Source organism: Nitratidesulfovibrio sp. D1, assembly GCF_051133415.1.
Lineage (GTDB): Bacteria > Desulfobacterota > Desulfovibrionia > Desulfovibrionales > Desulfovibrionaceae > Cupidesulfovibrio.
In genome coordinates this window covers 220086-236251 of the sequence record NZ_JBPGNZ010000005.1, presented here as the reverse complement: position 1 = coordinate 236251, position 16166 = coordinate 220086, and the positions used below count along the sequence as shown (strand labels likewise).

The window sequence follows — 16166 nt, the reverse complement described above, 5'->3', positions numbered from 1 at the left end:
CGTCATGTCGGGTCAAAGACAAACAACGGAGTCGAACATGAAAGTCAGGCCTTCCGTCAAGAAGATGTGCCCCAAGTGCAAGGTCATCCGCCGCCGGGGCATTCTCAGGGTCATTTGCGACAACCCCCGGCACAAGCAGCGCCAGGGCTAAGCCGTCAGGAGTAAACAGTGGCCAGAATTGCAGGTGTCGATCTGCCCCGTGGCAAGCGCGTTGACATCGCCCTTACCTATATCTACGGTATCGGGCGGACTACCGCGCTTCAGATCCTGGATGTTACCGGCGTCGACTGGAGCCGGAACATCGACGACCTGAGCGCCGACGAGGTCAACGAAATCCGTAAGGAACTCGAGCAGAACCACAAGGTTGAAGGCGATCTCCGTCGCGAGATTTCCAGCAACATCAAGCGTCTGATGGACATCGGCTGCTACCGCGGCCTGCGCCATCGTCGCGGTCTGCCGGTGCATGGTCAGCGCACCCACACCAACGCCCGCACCCGCAAGGGTCCCCGTCGCGGCGCCGTCGGCAAGAAGAAGTAATCCAAGGCTAGCACAAAGGCGTGGAATCTCACCTGCGTCGCCAGGGCATGCAAAATTTCCCGGTGACCAGCGCGGCACGGCTCTGTCATGACTGAGCTCGTTTTGAGGTTCCGGCTGCAAGCCCCCTAATTCTAGTCCGCAGAGAGTAAGTCATGGCAAGACCCAAGCGTACGGTCAAAAAGAAAGAGAAGAAGAACGTCCCGGTCGGGATCGTTCACATTCAGGCGACGTTCAACAACACCATCGTGACCTTCACGGACACGCGGGGAAACACCATCAGCTGGGCCAGCGCCGGGCAGAGCGGTTTCAAGGGCTCGCGCAAGAGCACCCCGTTCGCCGCGCAGGTGGCTGCCGAACAGGCGGCCAAGCGTGCCCAGGATCACGGCATGCGTACCGTGGGCATCTACGTCAAGGGCCCCGGCTCCGGCCGTGAAGCCGCCATGCGCGCCGTCAACGCCGCGGGCTTCAAGGTCGCCTTCATCCGTGACATCACCCCGATTCCCCACAACGGCTGCCGCCCGCCCAAGCGGCGCCGCGTCTAGTTAGGAGGATCCAGCCTTGGCTAAGTACAATGACGCAAAGTGCCGGATGTGCCGGCGTGAAGGCACCAAGCTTTTCCTCAAGGGCGACCGCTGCTACACCGACAAGTGCGCCTACGACCGTCGCCCCTACGCGCCCGGCCAGCATGGCCGCGCCCGCAAGAAGGTGAGCGACTACGCCGTCCAGCTGCGCGAGAAGCAGAAGGTCCGTCGCGTGTACGGCGTTCTTGAACGCCAGTTCCGCGGCTACTTCCACAAGGCCGACATGACCAAGGGCGTGACCGGCGCCAACCTGCTGGCCATTCTCGAACGCCGTCTCGACAACGTGATCTACCGTCTCGGCTTCGCCAACTCGCGCCAGCAGGCGCGCCAGCTGGTGCGCCACGGCATCTTCACGCTGAACGGCCGCAAGGTGAACATCCCCTCGTTGCAGGTGCGCGTGGGCGATACCATCGAAGTGCCCGAAGCCAGCCGCAAGATCCCCGTGATCGCCGAAGCCCAGGAAGTCATCGCCCGCCGCGGCTGCCCCTCGTGGCTCGAAGTGGACGGCCCGAACTTCAAGGGCATGGTCAAGGCCCTGCCGCAGCGCGAAGACATTCAGTTCCCGATCAACGAACACCTGATTGTCGAGCTTTACTCCAAATAAGCGGGTGTGAGCATGCTCATCAAACAAGGCGACAGGCTTATCAACACCCGGAACTGGTCGGAGCTCGTGAAGCCCGAGCAGATCACCCGGGACAGCGACCCGGCCGATGCCATGTACGGCAAGTTCGTGTGCGAACCGCTGGAACGTGGCTATGGCACCACCATCGGCAACGCGCTGCGCCGGGTTCTGCTGTCGTCGCTTCAGGGCGCGGCGTTCGTCTCGGTGAAGGTCTCGGGCGTGCAGCACGAGTTCACCACCATTCCCGGCGTGCTCGAGGACGTGACCGACATCGTCCTCAACCTGAAGCAGGTGCGTCTTGCCATGGACACGGACGAGCCCCAGTTCTTGGAGCTTTCCGTGAACAAGAAGGGCGCGGTGAAGGCCGGCGACATCAAGACCAACCAGCACGTGATGGTCCTCAACCCCGACCTGCACATCGCCACGCTGACCGAAGACCTGGAACTCACCTTCGAGTTCGAGGTGCGCATGGGCAAGGGCTACGTGCCCGCCGACATGCACGAGGGCCTCAGCGAGGAGATCGGCCTGATCAAGCTGGACTCCAGCTTCGCCCCGGTCCGCAAGGTCGCCTACACGGTGGAGCAGGCTCGCGTCGGCCAGATGACCAACTACGACAAGCTCATCATCGAGGTCTGGACCGACGGTTCCGTGACCCCCGAGGATGCGATTGCGTACAGCGCCAAGATCATCAAGGACCAGATATCCGTCTTCATCAACTTCGATGAGCGCATTTCGGGCGAAAGCTCCGGCAACTCGTCGGGCAGCAGCGACGTCAACGAAAACCTGTTCAAGGGGATCGACGAACTCGAACTGTCCGTGCGCGCCACCAACTGCCTGAAGAGCGCCAACATCACCCTGGTGGGCGAACTGGTCCAGAAGTCCGAGAACGAAATGCTGAAGACCAAGAACTTCGGCCGCAAGTCGCTGGATGAAATCAAGCGCGTGCTGTCCGACATGACCCTGGACTTCGGCATGAAGGTCGACGGCTTCGAGAAGAAATACCAGGAATGGAAGAGGAAGCAGCAAAATGAGGCATAGCAATTCCGGCAAGAAGCTGGGCAGGACGCCGTCCCACCGGAAGGCCCTGTTCCGCAACATGGCCAAGGCCCTGCTGACTTACGGCAAGATCCGCACGACCGAGACCAAGGCCAAGGAACTGCGTCGCATCGTCGAACCGCTGATCACCCTGGCCCTGCGCAACGACCTGCACTCCCGCCGCCTGGCGTACGACGTGCTGGGTTCGCACCAACTGGTCAAGCGCCTGTTCGACGACATCGGCCCCGCCTTCTCCGGCGTGTCCGGCGGCTTCACCCGTGTGGTGAAGCTGGGCCTGCCCCGCAAGGGCGACTGCGCCCCGCTGGCGGTCATCGAACTGACCCACCAGCCCGCCGCCGCCGCTCCGGCGGAAGAGAAGAAGGCCGCCGAGTAACCGGCGACGCCCTTCATAGCACGTACCCGAACGGGGCGGACCATGCGGTCCGCCCCGTTTTTCATCTGCAAACGAGGCCCGCCCCTGCATGGGGCGGGCCTCGTTTACGGCTCCGGCCAAGGTCGGGTGGGCTGGATGGGGCCGCCCAGCCTTGTTCTTACACCGTGATGTCTATGGAGGTGACCGTGGGCTTGGCCGCCGGGGCGTCTTCCATCGCCACTACGGAAGCGGAACTGACTGGTGTTGCGGGGAGCGCGGCTGCTTCCGCCCCGGTCAATGGGATAGCCTGGGGGACAGATGGGGGGACAGTTTGGGAAACAGCCGCAGCCGCGGTCTGTCTGGCGGGCGTGCTTGCGGATGTCGTCGCTTCAGGTGGTGCCGCCTGCCCGTTCCCTTCCGTATCCGGCCGGGTGGCCTCCGCTGCTCTTTCCCTGATATCCCGCTTCATTTCATCGAGATTGCTTTCAGAGGCTTCGGCTGCGGAACGCTGCTGCTCTTCGCGCATGCGCCGTTCAGCTTTCTTGCCGATGAGATACCGTTGCACGCTACTGGGCTTCCCGCTTGCGCTCATGACCTCCAACTCCGCGATGGCCACGGTCAGGACGGAGTTCTGCCGGTTGACCATGTCGCTGTCGGACTGGAGCGCCGCCTTGCGCGCGGCGATGTACCTTGATTCCGTGAGCTCGATGCTGGCGAAGTGGCCCGCCATCAGGTTCGCCTGGCCGGACTGCACCCCGGTGGCCGGCATGATCGCATCGCCCAGCGGGCTTTCTTTGGTGCCCGTTCTCGTGGAGGCGCCCTCACTCTTGCTACGGAGCAAGGCCGTTGGTGCGAGGTCGCCCATGCTAACAGAAAAACCGTTGCCGAGACCGTCGAGCCCCATCGTGACACCTCCTTGCCGCATGTCTTTTCTACGTTGCGTATCGGCAGGAGTGCCCGGAAACTTTATGGCGGTGTATAGGAATATGGATGTTCCAAGGGGCGCCCCGCGCGGGCGGGCGCGTTTCAGCGTTTCGCCGCGTCCCGCGACACGGCGGGGATTTGTCCCTTGCGCGGGAGGGGCCGTCGGCGTCTGTCCAGTTCGTCGGTCAGCGCCTGGGTGGGAAAGCAGCGCAGAATGTCTTGCAGGATGGTTCCGGGGGGCGCCTCGACGACCACCTGTTCCCCGGAGCCATGGCCGGACGGCATGTAGCGGGGGCCGATGCCGGTGACGATCCAGTCGGAATTGATGCCCAGCCGCGTCAGCCGGACCAGCCAGTCCGCGGGGATCCCGTCGTTTTTCCTGGCCCTGGCCACTGCCGCCAGCGAGATGCCCAGCAGTTCGGCCAGTTCGGTCCGGGAACGGCACCCGGTGGCCTCAAGGATGCGGGCCAACTGTACCTTGGCGTCCGGCCCGTAGGGTGCGGGGTGTTCCGACATGACAAGCCCTCCGGCGTTGCGGGTAGGCAACTGCCCGGAGGGAGACACCGGCCGCGCAGATTGCCGGGAGCTCACAACCGCCCCAGGACGGCGGGATTATTCCCCCTTGCGGGGTATTGTATTCTCCGCACTCCCGACACGTACGCGCGAAAAGACGGTCGTGCCTGCAACGCAAGCACAACCCCGCTGTGTCGGCGGCGGACCGCCTGGGGAAAAAAGGTGTTGTGAGCACCTGGGGGCACTATGCCGTAACCGCTTGGAATGCGTCAAGGTGCCCGAAGGGTGGGGCGCGAAGGAAGACCCCCCGTCCGGAGTAGGGTGGGACGGGGGGGAAGAGCATCCGGGGCGGGAACGAGCATGGGAAACGCCCCGGCGCTTTCGGGCAGCCGGGGCGTGGGGCATGAACGGGAATTTTCTGGCTGGTTGTCCGTGCCGGACTGTCGGATCGCCGGCCCGCCGGTTCGGGGAGCAGGCTGCGCGTCAGCGCAGCACCAGCCGCACGCCGTCGGGCAGCGGTTCCAGCACTTCTCCCACGGGATAGGCCGGGTCGCCGGATTCGGCCAGCAGGGCCACGGCCCGGTCCACCAGTTCCGGCTGCACGGCCAGCACCATGCCGCCCGATGTCTGGGCGTCGAAGGCCACGTCGGACAGCACGGGGCTGACGCCGGGATCGGTGCGCACGTGCTTGTGGCAATGTGCGCGGTTGGCGTGGCTGCCTTCGGGCACCAGCCCCATGCCCGCCAGTTCCGCCACGCCGGGCAGCACGGGCAGGGCGGCGGTGTCCAGGGCCACGGTGACCCCGGAGGCGTTGGCCATCTCCAGGCAGTGCCCTCCAAGGCCGAAGCCGGTCACGTCGGTGGCGGCCTTCAGGCCCAGTTCGCGGATGACCCGGCCCGCGCCCTTGTTCAGGCGCGAGGCCCAGCGAAACAGTTCTTCCTCGTACTCTTCCCAACCGGGCCAACTGGCCTTGATCGCCGTGGCCAGGATGCCGGTGCCCAGCGGCTTGGTGAGCAGCAGCCGGTCGCCGGGGCGCAGACCCGCGTTGGAGGCCACCTTGTCCGGATCGATGAGCCCGGTGACGGACAGGCCGTACTTGATTTCGTCGTCCTCCACGCTGTGGCCGCCCACCAGCGCCGCGCCCGCCTCGCGCAGGGCGTCGGACCCGCCGCGCAGGATGTCGGCCAGGATGGTTTCCGGCAGCCGCTTTACCGGAAAGCAGACGATGTTCATGGCGCACCACGGCTCGCCGCCCATGGCGTAGACGTCGGACAGGGCGTTGGCCGCGGCGATGCGCCCGAAGCGGTACGGGTCGTTGACGATGGGCGTGAAGAAGTCCAGCGTCTGCACGATGGCGCGTCCATCGGGCAGGCGCACCACGGCCGCGTCCTCATTGTGGCGCGTGCCCACGATGACCCTGTCCTCGACGGCCGGGTCGCGCGGAAGCCCCGCCAGGATGCGCTCCAGGTCCCCCGGAGCCACCTTGGCGGCTCAACCGGCGGCCTTGACCGAATCGACCAGCCGAATGCGGCTCATGCCTTGTCCTTGTCGCGGTCCTTGCCGCCGTTCGCCGCGTCCGCGTCCCTGCCGTTGCGCAGGTGGCGGGTGTGCTCGCCGAGGTAGGCGGCAAAGGCCGCCGCCGCCGGAAACCGGTGCCGCCGGGCATGGCGCACCGAGTGGAACTGGCGCGCGGGGCGGCAGTCGTCAAGCTGCAACTCCACCAGTTCGCCCCGGGCGATGCTTTCGGCCACGGCCAGGCGCGAGGTGGCGCTGACCCCAAGGCCCGCGCGCACGTACTGCACCACGGCCTGGGTGCTGTCCACCACCAGGGCCACCGGCAGCCGCCGCACATCCATGCCCGCCGAGGCCAGCGCTTCGGCAAAGGTGCGCCGCGTGCCGGACCCGGCCTCGCGCATGATCCACGGCCACTGGGCCAATTCCTCGACCTGCACCTGCCGCCTGCCGCCCGCCAGTTCCGGCGTGGCCACCACCACCAGTTCGTCGTCCACCAACGGCTCGAACACCAGGTCGGGGTGCGGCTCCACCGCGCCCACCAGGCCCAGCATCAGTTCTCCGTCGCTGACGCGCTGCACGATGTCCGCCGTGTCGCCCACGCGCAGGTGCACGCGCACCGCGGGGTAGGTGCGCACGAACCCGGCGATGATCTCGGGCAGGACATGATGCGCGGGTATGGTGCTGCCGCCCACCACCAGGTCGCCGCTGACCTCGTCGCGCAGCTGGCCGATTTCGGCCTCTGCGGCGGCAAGGCTGGCGAACGCCTCGGACGCGCGCCGGTAGAGCACCTCTCCGGCGGGCGTGGGCAGCACCTGCCGGCCCATGCGGTCCAGCAGGCGGACGCCCAGTTCCTTTTCCAGTGCAAGGACGTGCGCGCTGATGGTGGGCTGGGAGAGGAACAGGTCCGCCCCAGCCCGCGAAAAACTGCGCAGTTCGTAGACCTTGCAGAACGCTTCGAGTCTTCTGAAATCCAGCATGTCGATTGTGTATATTGATGGAAATGATACGTCAAGAAAGCTGGCGGGTTGGAGGCCAGCTTTCTCATGCGCGCGTACCGGTGCGTACTGGCGCGTATTGGCGCGTATCGCGTGCGCCGGGCGGCCGCCGGGGCGCGGCTTCCGTCATGACGCGGGCTTGCGCTCCGCTGTCACAAATGGTAAAGGAGCGGGCTTTCCGAAGCGTCGCCGAACCGTCTCCGGAGCGCCCCGAGCCTTGCGGCGCCTGCCGCACGGGGCACCGCCGGGCTGGCGGCACGGGAACGCGCCGTCGCACTGCCGGGGTGGCGGAACTGGTATACGCGCTGGTCTTAGAAGCCAGTGGTTCACACCATGCGGGTTCAATCCCCGCCCCCGGCACCAGCGCACCGCGCCCCGCCAGACATGGCGCGGCAGGGGCGCCGGGCACGAACAGACTTTCACAAGGAGCGTTGCACCATGGAATATACCGTCGAAGATCTTTCCCCGGTCAAGAAAAAGGTCAACATCACGGTGCCGGTCGAAGAGGTGGAGGCCGCCCTGTCCGCCGCCATCGCCATGTACCGCACCAACATGACCCTTGACGGGTTCCGCAAGGGCAAGGTGCCCGCGAACCTGGTCGAAAGCCGCTTCCGCAAGGAAATCTACAACGAGGCCACCCAGGACCTCGTCAACGTGCATATCAACGAAGTGATGACCGCGCTGGACGCCAACCCCATCTCGCGCATCGACTTCGACGGCGGGCAGCTGGAGCGCGGCACCCCCTTCGAGTACAGCATTTCCTTTGAAGTGCTGCCCGAATTCGACCTGCCCGACTACGACGGCTTTGCCGTGGAGCAGGAAAAGGCCGTGGTGGACGAGAAGGAAGTGGACGAGGTCATCACCCGCATCCGCACCAACATGGCCGAGCTGGTTCCCGTGGCCGAATCGCGCCCCGGCCGTGACGGCGACGTGGTGGTGCTGGACTTCGCCGCGTTCGAGAACGGCGAGCCGGTGGAAGGCATCAGCGCCGAGAACTTCCAGATGAACCTTGGCGACCGCCAGGCCCTGGAAGACTTCGAAAACCTGGTGAAGACCCTGGCCCCCGGCGAAGAGGGCGAAGGCCCCCTGAACTTCCCGGCCGACTTCATCAACCCTGATTTCGCGGGCAAGAGCCTGACCGTGAAGGTCAAGGTGCACGCCGTGAAGGAACGCCGCCTGCCCGAGGCCAACGACGACCTGGCCCAGAAGGCCGGGGGCTTCGAGTCCATGGACAAGATGCGCGAGGCGGTCACCTCTTCCTACATGCAGAGCCGCACCCAGCTTGTGAAGGCCACCGCCCAGAAGACCATGCTGGACAAGCTGCTGAAGATGGTGGACTTCCCCCTGCCCGAATCCATGGTGGACATGTACGTGGGCCATCTGCTGGACGACATGCGCGGCAAGTTGGAACGCCAGGGCAAGAGCATGGAATCCCTGGGCAAGAAGCCCGAGGAATTGCGCGCCGAAGTGCGCCCCGAAGCCGAGCAGGTGACCCGCACCCAGATCTTCCTGCTGCGCGCCGCCCGCAAGGAAGGCGTGGAAGTGACCGAGCAGGAGATCGACACCCAGATCCAGCAGATCGCCATGCGCTCCGGTCAGGACTACAACGCCCTGAAGGACTACTACATCAAGAACAACCAGATATTCTCGCTGCGCGACCGCATGCTGGCCGACAAGGCCATGGACGCCATCTACGAGAAGGCCACGGTGACCGAAGTGGAGCCCGCCGCGAAATAGCGGCCGCTTCGCCCGCGCGACCTGCGCACTCGAACCGGCCCGCCCGGTTCCTGGATGCATGTTCGGGGCAGGGGGGTGCACCCGCACCTTCCTGCCCCTTGTTTTCGCCGGGGATTCGTAAAGGAACGCCGTTTCCGGCCGACAAGACGGATGGACGGCTCGCCGCGCCGGGCGTTCCGGCTTGCGGCGGGAGCGGGGCTCCCCCGCCGCGCGGGCAGCCGGAGCGCCACGCGTGCCTTGTGGTGCGGGGCGGTCTTCTGCTATCCTCGGGGTAACGAGTCAGTTTCGCACCGGCCCCGTGACCCCGCATTCCGCATGCGCGGGGTGCGGGCGCTCACCCGGCAGACGGCCTTCATGGCCGGGGCCGGACACGTCCCCTTCACCGGCCGGATCATGCCGGCGCCACGTGCGCCGTCGCCCTAACCGCACAGGACCGCACGCGGATTCCACACGGGCCGCACACGCCCGACACACGCAGGAGAGGCACATGCCAGTTCCCATAGTCATCGAGACCACGGGCCGTTCCGAACGCGCCTACGACATCTATTCGCGCCTGCTGAAGGACCGCATCATCCTGCTGGGCACTCCCATCGACGACCAGATCGCCTCGCTCATCTGCGCGCAGCTGCTGTTCCTCGAATCGGAAAACCCCGAGAAGGAAATCTACCTGTACATCAACTCTCCGGGCGGCTCGGTGACGGCGGGCATGGCCATCTACGACACCATGCAGTACATCACCTCGCCCGTGGCCACCCTGTGCCTGGGCCAGGCCGCCAGCATGGGCGCGCTGCTGCTGGCCTCTGGCGCCCCCGGCATGCGCCACGCGCTGCCCAACAGCCGCATCATGATCCACCAGCCCTCGGGCGGCTTCCACGGCCAGGCCAGCGACATCGACATCCACGCCCGCGAAGTGCTGCGCATGAAGGCCAACCTGAACGAAATCATGGCCCGCCACACCGGCCAGCCCGTGGAGCGGGTTGCCGACGACACCGAGCGTGATTACTTCATGGGACCCGCCGAGGCCAAGGAATACGGCATCATCGACAGCATCCTCACCTCGCGGCGGGATGCCACGCAGAACCAAGCGAAGTAGGTACATCATGGCCAATACCAAGGGCGGCTCGGATCGCGAGCTGCGTTGTTCCTTCTGCGGCAAGGGGCAGGACGCCGTGCAGCGCCTCATTGCCGGGCCCGGCGTCTACATCTGCGATGAATGCGTCTCGCTGTGCAACGAGATCATCGCGCAGGAGCACATCACCGAGACGGTGGAGGAGGGCAAGCTGCTCACCCCCGCCGAGATCAAGGCCAAGCTCGACGAATACGTGATCGGCCAGCACCAAGCCAAGAAGATCCTGTCCGTGGCGGTGCACAACCACTACAAGCGGGTCTTCTTCGCCGGCGCGCTGGGCGGCGAGGTGGAACTGGAGAAGAGCAACATCCTGCTCATCGGGCCTTCCGGCAGCGGCAAGACCCTGCTGGCCAAGACCCTGGCCCGCGTGCTCAAGGTGCCCTTCGCCATCGCCGACGCCACCACCCTGACCGAGGCGGGCTACGTGGGCGAGGACGTGGAGAACATCCTGGTCCAGCTGCTCCAGAACGCCGACTACGACATCGAGGCGGCCTCCAAGGGCATCATCTACATCGACGAGATCGACAAGATATCCCGCAAGGGCGACGGCCCCTCCATCACCCGCGACGTGTCGGGCGAAGGGGTGCAGCAGGCCCTGCTGAAGATCATCGAGGGCACCGAGGCCAACATCCCGCCCAAGGGCGGGCGCAAGCACCCGCAGCAGGAATTCATCAGGATGGACACCTCGAACATCCTGTTCATCCTCGGCGGGGCGTTCATCGGGCTGGACAAGCTCATCGAGCAGCGCATCGGCGGCGGGGCCATGGGCTTCGGCGCCAAGGTGGCCAGCCGCAAGGACGTCCCCTTCGGCGAACTGCTGGGCCAGGTGCACCCCAACGACCTCGTGAGGTTCGGCCTGATCCCCGAATTCGTGGGCCGCATCCCCGTGGTCACCCACGTGGAGGAATTGAGCGAGGAAGACCTGGTGCGCATCCTCACCGAGCCCAAGAACGCGCTGGTGCGCCAGTACCAGAAGCTGTTCGAACTGGACAAGGTGAACCTGCGCTTCACCGCCAACGCGCTGAAGAGCATCGCCACCCAGGCCATCGAGCGCAAGACCGGCGCGCGTGGCCTGCGCAACGTCATGGAATCGGTGATGCTGGACATCATGTACAACCTGCCCTCGCAGCAGGACATCAAGGAGTGCGTCATCAACCGCGCCGTGGTGGAGAAAAGCCGCGAGCCGGTGATGATCTACCATACCGAGGCCAAGACCGGCTCCTAGCTACTGCAACGGCGCGGTCCGCAAGGGCCGCGCCGTATGGTTTCGTCCCGCGCGCCGTGCGGGCGCGGCCCCTCCGGGGCCCCCGTCGGCCTTCCCGCAAGCGCCCGCATGCGTTCCCCGTACCCCACGGGGCGCCCCATGCCCGGCGTTGACAACGGGAATCGGGTCACTAGTTTGTGTGCATTGTGCCCCGTCTCGCACGCGGGGCTCCCGCGCCCCCTTCCGGCGCGCGGGCACCCGGCGGCCCCTGCCGCCGTTCTGGAGGAATGAATGAGCGATTTCGACGTTGATGGCGAAAAGGCCCGTCCAGTCCTGGACCTGCCGCTGATGTCGCTGCGCGAGGTGGTGATGTTCCCGCGCTCCATCGTGCCCCTGTTCGTGGGGCGCGAGGCGTCCATCCGGGCCATCGAGAACGCCATCTCCGATTACGGCAAGAAGATATTCCTGGTGGCCCAGCGTGAGCCCGAAGTGGAAAAGCCCGGCGCCGAGGACCTCTTCGAGGTCGGCACCGTCAGCAAGATCCTGCAACTGCTGCGCCTGCCCGACGGCACCATCAAGGTGCTGTTCGAAGGGCTGTACCGCGCCCGTTGGGAAGCCCTTGGCGAAGAAGGCGGCGAGGGCGACTTTCCCCGCGCCTCCATCCTGCCCCTGCGCGAATCCGACGCCCTGACCGCAGAGTCCGAGGCCCTCGTGCGCGCCACGCAGGAAGCCCTTGAGGAATACAGCAAGATCAACAAGAAGCTGGCGCAGGAAACCCTGCTGGCCATCACCGCCATCAACACGGCGGGGCGTCTGGCCGACGCGGTGATGCCCCACCTGAAGGTGGACTACCGCAAGAAGCAGGAAGTGCTGGAACTGGAAGACCCGGTGGTGCGCCTGGAGAAGGTGTACGAGCTGCTTCAGGGCGAGATCGCCATCTCGTCCATGGAAAAGCGCATCAAGAACCGCGTCAAGAACCAGATGGAGCGCAACCAGCGCGAGTACTATCTGAACGAGCAGATCAAGGCCATCCACAAGGAGATGGGCCGCGAGGAAGACCCGCAGGCAGAGGTCAACGAGCTCGAACAGCGCCTGGCCGAGAAGAACATGCCCGACGAGGCGCGCGAGAAGGCCCTGCGCGAGATGAAGAAGCTGCGCCAGATGCCGCCCTCGTCCGCCGAGTACACCGTGGTGCGCAACTACGTGGACTGGATTCTCGACCTGCCGTGGAACACCCTGAAGGAAACCGAGATCGACATCGAGAAGGCCCGCGCCGTGCTCGACGCCGACCACTACGGCCTGGAAAAGCCCAAGGAGCGCATCCTTGAATACTTGGCCGTCCAGAAGCTGGTGAACCGCCTGAAGGGTCCCATCCTGTGCCTTGTCGGCCCCCCCGGCGTGGGCAAGACCTCGCTGGCGAAATCGGTGGCCAGGGCCACCGGGCGCGAGTTCGTGCGCCTTTCGCTTGGCGGGGTGCGCGACGAGGCCGAAATCCGCGGCCACCGGCGCACCTACGTGGGCGCGCTGCCCGGCAAGATCATCCAGTCGCTGAAGCGGGTGAAGTTCAACAACCCCTTGTTCTGCCTGGACGAAATCGACAAGATGAGCATGGACTTCCGGGGCGACCCCTCGGCCGCCCTGCTGGAAGTGCTGGACCCCGAGCAGAACAACACCTTCAACGACCACTACCTGGACATGGACTACGACCTGTCGCAGGTGTTCTTCATCACCACGGCCAACAGCCTGCACTCCATCCCCCTGCCGTTGCAGGACCGCATGGAGATCATCCGGCTGCCCGGCTACCTCGAGACGGAAAAGCGCCGCATCGCGCGCGAATTCCTGCTGCCCAAGCAGATCGAGGCGCACGGCATCAAGCCCGAGAACGTGAGGATGTCGGACAACGCCGTGCTGGAGATGATCCGCACCTACACCCGCGAGGCGGGCGTGCGCAATCTGGAGCGTGAACTGGCGGGCGTGTGCCGCAAGGCGGCCATGCAGATCGTGGAGGCCGACGACCTGGACAAGGTGGTCACCGTCACCCGGCAGAACCTGCCCCAGTTCCTGGGCGTGAAGAAGTTCCGCTACGGCGAGCGCGAGGCCAACCCGCAGGTGGGCGTGACCACCGGCCTTGCCTGGACCGAGCTTGGCGGCGAACTGCTGATGGTGGAGACCGCCCTCATGCCCGGCACCGGCAAGGTGGTCATCACCGGCAAGCTCGGCGAGGTCATGACCGAATCGGCCAAGGCCGCGCTGTCCTACGTGCGCTCGCGGTCCAACATGTTCGGCCTGCGCAGCGACTTCCACAAGGACATCGACATCCACGTGCACGTGCCCGAAGGCGCTACCCCCAAGGACGGCCCCTCGGCCGGCATCACCCTGGCCACCTCGCTGGTCTCGGCGCTGCTGGGCGTGCCGGTGCGCAACGACGTGGCCATGACCGGCGAGATCACCCTGCGGGGCCGCGTGCTGCCCATCGGGGGGCTGCGCGAAAAGCTGCTGGCCGCCCACCGGGGCCTTATCACCAAGGTGCTCGTGCCGCGCGACAACAAGAAGGACCTCAAGGAAGTGCCCGACGAAATCCTGAAGGACCTCACCATCACCTTCGTGGACCACGTGGACGAAGTGCTGCCCCTGGCCCTGGAAGGCGAGGCCGAAGCCATCTTCTCCGGCCGCGCCGACGAAGGGCTGCCGCTCTTCCGCACCCTGCGCGAAGGCGCGGGCTGCGACGTGACTCCGCCCGTGCCCACCGCGCACTAGCGGGAACGTGGAAGAGGTTTGATGCAAGAATAACCGGGGGAAGGAACCTTTTGGAAAAGGTTCCTTCCCCCGGACCCCCATCCTCCCAAACTTTTTGATTGGTCCGGTGAACCCCCGTTGCGGAGACGCGACGGGGGTTCTTTTTTGATGCCCATTGCCTTGTTCGCGGCGCGACAAAAGGAGCCGCCCCGTCCTGAACGGCAGGGCGGGGCGGTCCGTATCCTGGGCGTGGTGCCCGTGCCCTGGCCCCCCTGGCGCGGGGAGCGGGGCGTCGGAATCTTGGTGTCAGCGCAGGCTGGTGCCCACGCTGGGCCGGATGGGGCCGGTGTGCGTGGCCTGCACCAGCAGCGGGCGCAGTTCCTCGGAAACCGGCACCGTGGCCGTGCCCATGGCCAGCACTTCGTTGGACGGGGTGTGGATGAGCCGCATGTTGAAGCGCACGGCCTTGGGGGTGATGGTGTAGGTGCCCGCCAGAATGGCCACGCTGGACACGTTTTGGGTGCCCAGCAGTTCCGTCTTGCGGGTCAGCAGCAGTTCGCCCGTTTCCGGCTGGAACAGGATCGTGCGGCCCTTGCGGATTTCCTGCACCCTGTAGCCCGCCTGCACGAACCAGCGGGACATTTCCTCGGCCATCTGGCGGGCCAGTCCGTTGGCCCCTTCCAGGTCGCCCAGGTCCACCGGGGTGGTGACCATGATGCTGATGCCCTTGGCGGGCGGGGCTTCCTGTCCCAGTTTGCGGGCCATCTGCACGTCCATGGCCGAGGCCATGGCGTCGGCGGCCTCGGGCACGCTGGCGGCGGCCGCCGCCAGGGGCAGCAACAGGCCGATGGTCAGCACGAGCAGGGCGAGTATGCGTTTCATGGGGGGCTCCCGGAATCGCCGCGTCAGCGCAGCGTCTTGATCTGACGGTCTACCACGTCCACTTCGCGGGTCAGGGCGTCGCGCACGTCGTCCGAGCGCGCGGCGGCCAGCGCCAGCAGGTAGTGTTCGCGGGCCAGTTCGTAGCGGCCCTGGGCCTGGTAGGTGCGGCCCTGGTGCCAGTTGTGCAGCGCTTCGTCGCTTTCGGGCACCGAGGCCACCTGTCTGCCGCATCCCGCAAGGGCGGGAAGGGCAAGGCAGGCCAGCAGCAAAAGGGCGGGAATGCGCATGATGTGCCTCGTTGTATCCGGTTGCGCCTACTTGCGCGTGGTCCGGTCGAAATCGCCGATGTTCATGGAGCCGCCGGTCAGCTTGCGGCCGGTGTTGGCCAGCATGCGGCCCAGCAGGCCGTTGGCGGGCATCACCAGTTCCGCCGTGCGCAGCACCAGGCCGTCCGCCGCGCGGATCAGCCGGGCGTTGATGAACACGCTGTACTTGTCGCGGTAGTAGGTGCCCGCCACGAACACGGCCCACCCCTCGCGCGCGGGCAGCACGCCCACGTTGCGCGAAAGCAGAAATTCGCCCTCGCCCTCGCGCGGGCGCAGGGTGCCGGGCAGGCGGTATTCGCGCACCGGAAAGCCGCGCTGGTTGAACTCGTAGAACAGTTGTTCGGCGATGTACCGCCCCAGCGACGACGATTCGTCGAAGTCGTCCTGGTTCACGAACGACGTGGGCAGGGCGATGTACCCCAGCAGCGCGTCGTTGGGCACCGTGGCCAGCAGCTGGTCCACCAGTTCGCGCACCTTCAGCTTCAGTTCGCGGGCCTCCATGTGGTTGGGGTCCGCCTGGGGGCGCGGCACGCCCTTGCTCCAGAACATGCCGCCCTGGTTGTCGGGCACCATGAAGCCGTTGTCGTGGGTGACCACCGTGGAAAGGGGCATGGTCTGCCCGTTCACGTTGGCCTCGCCCGCTTCCCTGGCCTCCAGCGGCGCGCCGGGGTCCGCGCCGAGGCGCGGGGGCTGCGGCGCCATGGAGGCGGGCTGCGGCGGGGATGCCTGCGACTGGCGCATCTCGGCCCCGGCGGGCGTGCCGCCGGGGGGCAGCAGCGGCAGGGCGGCAAGCGCCAGTCCGGTCAGGAGCAGCCCGGCTGAAACCAGCCGAATCAGGACGGGGCCGGTGCGGGGCGCGCGGGATGGCCGGATGCCGGAACAGCGGCGTTTGCCCTGCCCGGTGCCCGCGCCGTCGTGTCCGGCGGCGGAATCATTCTGCGGAATATGCGACTCGCGGGGTACGCGGGATTCACGGGACATGGGTTGCCTCCGATGGACTTCGCGCGGCACCGGGCCGCGCCCCGCATGCCGTGGGCACGTGCGGTACGGATGTACG

General features: G+C 66.1%; 17 protein-coding genes and 1 tRNA gene. 11 read left to right on the top strand and 7 right to left on the bottom strand.

Features of this window, described 5'->3' with window-relative positions:
* Positions 1–37: 37 nt before the first annotated feature.
* The 6 genes from rpmJ (at position 38) to rplQ (ending at position 3169) form a co-directional block, all read left to right on the top strand.
* Entirely contained in the window at positions 38–151 is a 114-nt protein-coding gene (rpmJ, locus tag ACR4XJ_RS11715) for a 50S ribosomal protein L36 (protein ID WP_007521055.1), read from the top strand.
* Between the two features lie 17 nt (positions 152–168).
* Positions 169–537: a 30S ribosomal protein S13 gene (rpsM, locus tag ACR4XJ_RS11710; RefSeq protein ID WP_012611260.1), complete on the top strand. Its 369-nt coding sequence runs from the start codon at positions 169–171 to the stop codon at positions 535–537.
* Positions 538–689: 152 nt separating this feature from the next.
* Positions 690–1079: a 30S ribosomal protein S11 gene (gene rpsK / locus ACR4XJ_RS11705; RefSeq protein ID WP_007521058.1), complete on the top strand. Its 390-nt coding sequence runs from the start codon at positions 690–692 to the stop codon at positions 1077–1079.
* Between the two features lie 16 nt (positions 1080–1095).
* Positions 1096–1722, top strand: coding sequence for a 30S ribosomal protein S4 (gene rpsD, locus ACR4XJ_RS11700; RefSeq protein ID WP_333506895.1), 627 nt, complete (start codon positions 1096–1098; stop codon positions 1720–1722).
* 12 nt (positions 1723–1734) lie between these two features.
* On the top strand, positions 1735–2778 hold the full coding sequence (locus ACR4XJ_RS11695; protein WP_333506894.1) for a DNA-directed RNA polymerase subunit alpha: 1044 nt from the start codon (positions 1735–1737) through the stop codon (positions 2776–2778).
* Positions 2768–3169 carry a 50S ribosomal protein L17 gene (rplQ, locus tag ACR4XJ_RS11690; RefSeq protein WP_333506893.1) on the top strand — a complete coding sequence of 134 codons (402 nt, stop codon included), beginning with the start codon at positions 2768–2770 and terminating at the stop codon, positions 3167–3169. Before ACR4XJ_RS11695 ends, rplQ begins: the two co-directional genes overlap by 11 nt.
* A 157-nt stretch (positions 3170–3326) precedes the next feature.
* Here rplQ and ACR4XJ_RS11685 read toward each other — a convergent pair whose 3' ends face one another.
* From ACR4XJ_RS11685 to ACR4XJ_RS11670, 4 genes are all read right to left on the bottom strand, one after another.
* Positions 3327–4052: a hypothetical protein gene (locus ACR4XJ_RS11685; protein WP_434755383.1), complete on the bottom strand. Its 726-nt coding sequence runs from the start codon at positions 4050–4052 to the stop codon at positions 3327–3329.
* 122 nt (positions 4053–4174) lie between these two features.
* Positions 4175–4588: a helix-turn-helix domain-containing protein gene (locus ACR4XJ_RS11680; protein ID WP_434755382.1), complete on the bottom strand. Its 414-nt coding sequence runs from the start codon at positions 4586–4588 to the stop codon at positions 4175–4177.
* Positions 4589–5068: 480 nt separating this feature from the next.
* A complete protein-coding gene (gene selD, locus ACR4XJ_RS11675) occupies positions 5069–6121 on the bottom strand; it encodes a selenide, water dikinase SelD (protein ID WP_434755381.1) in 1053 nt (350 codons plus the stop codon).
* Positions 6118–7077 carry a selenium metabolism-associated LysR family transcriptional regulator gene (locus ACR4XJ_RS11670; RefSeq protein ID WP_434755380.1) on the bottom strand — a complete coding sequence of 320 codons (960 nt, stop codon included), beginning with the start codon at positions 7075–7077 and terminating at the stop codon, positions 6118–6120. The genes selD and ACR4XJ_RS11670 overlap by 4 nt, the downstream gene beginning before the upstream one ends.
* 296 nt (positions 7078–7373) lie before the next feature.
* Between ACR4XJ_RS11670 and ACR4XJ_RS11665 the strand changes: the two genes are divergently transcribed.
* From ACR4XJ_RS11665 to lon, 5 genes are all read left to right on the top strand, one after another.
* Positions 7374–7458, top strand: a tRNA-Leu gene (locus tag ACR4XJ_RS11665).
* 75 nt (positions 7459–7533) lie between these two features.
* Positions 7534–8832: a trigger factor gene (tig, locus tag ACR4XJ_RS11660; RefSeq protein ID WP_434755379.1), complete on the top strand. Its 1299-nt coding sequence runs from the start codon at positions 7534–7536 to the stop codon at positions 8830–8832.
* A gap of 232 nt (positions 8833–9064) precedes the next feature.
* A complete protein-coding gene (gene clpP / locus ACR4XJ_RS11655; protein WP_434755378.1) occupies positions 9065–9925 on the top strand; it encodes an ATP-dependent Clp endopeptidase proteolytic subunit ClpP in 861 nt (286 codons plus the stop codon).
* A 7-nt stretch (positions 9926–9932) separates the two neighbouring features.
* Positions 9933–11186, top strand: coding sequence for an ATP-dependent Clp protease ATP-binding subunit ClpX (gene clpX, locus ACR4XJ_RS11650; RefSeq protein WP_434755377.1), 1254 nt, complete (start codon positions 9933–9935; stop codon positions 11184–11186).
* A 270-nt stretch (positions 11187–11456) separates the two neighbouring features.
* Positions 11457–13922 (top strand): endopeptidase La, encoded by a 2466-nt coding sequence (gene lon, locus ACR4XJ_RS11645; RefSeq protein ID WP_434755376.1) that lies wholly within the window; start codon positions 11457–11459, stop codon positions 13920–13922.
* Positions 13923–14207: 285 nt separating this feature from the next.
* Here lon and ACR4XJ_RS11640 read toward each other — a convergent pair whose 3' ends face one another.
* The 3 genes from ACR4XJ_RS11640 to ACR4XJ_RS11630 are packed head-to-tail and all read right to left on the bottom strand — an operon-like array spanning position 14208 to position 16090.
* Positions 14208–14783: a FlgO family outer membrane protein gene (locus tag ACR4XJ_RS11640; protein ID WP_434755375.1), complete on the bottom strand. Its 576-nt coding sequence runs from the start codon at positions 14781–14783 to the stop codon at positions 14208–14210.
* A 23-nt stretch (positions 14784–14806) separates the two neighbouring features.
* Positions 14807–15070, bottom strand: coding sequence for a hypothetical protein (locus tag ACR4XJ_RS11635; RefSeq protein ID WP_333507062.1), 264 nt, complete (start codon positions 15068–15070; stop codon positions 14807–14809).
* Between the two features lie 27 nt (positions 15071–15097).
* Positions 15098–16090, bottom strand: coding sequence for a FlgO family outer membrane protein (locus tag ACR4XJ_RS11630; RefSeq protein ID WP_434755374.1), 993 nt, complete (start codon positions 16088–16090; stop codon positions 15098–15100).
* Positions 16091–16166 lie beyond the last annotated feature (76 nt).

Excerpts from the sequence above, each read along its gene's own strand:
- rpmJ (WP_007521055.1), top strand. The coding sequence starts at position 38 with ATGAAAGTCAGGCCTTCCGTCAAGAAGATGTGCCCCAAGTGCAAGGTC.
- rpsK (WP_007521058.1), top strand. The coding sequence starts at position 690 with ATGGCAAGACCCAAGCGTACGGTCAAAAAGAAAGAGAAGAAGAACGTC.
- ACR4XJ_RS11695 (WP_333506894.1), top strand. The coding sequence starts at position 1,735 with ATGCTCATCAAACAAGGCGACAGGCTTATCAACACCCGGAACTGGTCG.
- rplQ (WP_333506893.1), top strand. The coding sequence starts at position 2,768 with ATGAGGCATAGCAATTCCGGCAAGAAGCTGGGCAGGACGCCGTCCCAC.
- ACR4XJ_RS11685 (WP_434755383.1), bottom strand. The coding sequence starts at position 4,052 with ATGGGGCTCGACGGTCTCGGCAACGGTTTTTCTGTTAGCATGGGCGAC.
- ACR4XJ_RS11680 (WP_434755382.1), bottom strand. The coding sequence starts at position 4,588 with ATGTCGGAACACCCCGCACCCTACGGGCCGGACGCCAAGGTACAGTTG.
- ACR4XJ_RS11670 (WP_434755380.1), bottom strand. The coding sequence starts at position 7,077 with ATGCTGGATTTCAGAAGACTCGAAGCGTTCTGCAAGGTCTACGAACTG.
- tig (WP_434755379.1), top strand. The coding sequence starts at position 7,534 with ATGGAATATACCGTCGAAGATCTTTCCCCGGTCAAGAAAAAGGTCAAC.
- clpX (WP_434755377.1), top strand. The coding sequence starts at position 9,933 with ATGGCCAATACCAAGGGCGGCTCGGATCGCGAGCTGCGTTGTTCCTTC.
- lon (WP_434755376.1), top strand. The coding sequence starts at position 11,457 with ATGAGCGATTTCGACGTTGATGGCGAAAAGGCCCGTCCAGTCCTGGAC.
- ACR4XJ_RS11640 (WP_434755375.1), bottom strand. The coding sequence starts at position 14,783 with ATGAAACGCATACTCGCCCTGCTCGTGCTGACCATCGGCCTGTTGCTG.
- ACR4XJ_RS11635 (WP_333507062.1), bottom strand. The coding sequence starts at position 15,070 with ATGCGCATTCCCGCCCTTTTGCTGCTGGCCTGCCTTGCCCTTCCCGCC.
- ACR4XJ_RS11630 (WP_434755374.1), bottom strand. The coding sequence starts at position 16,090 with ATGTCCCGTGAATCCCGCGTACCCCGCGAGTCGCATATTCCGCAGAAT.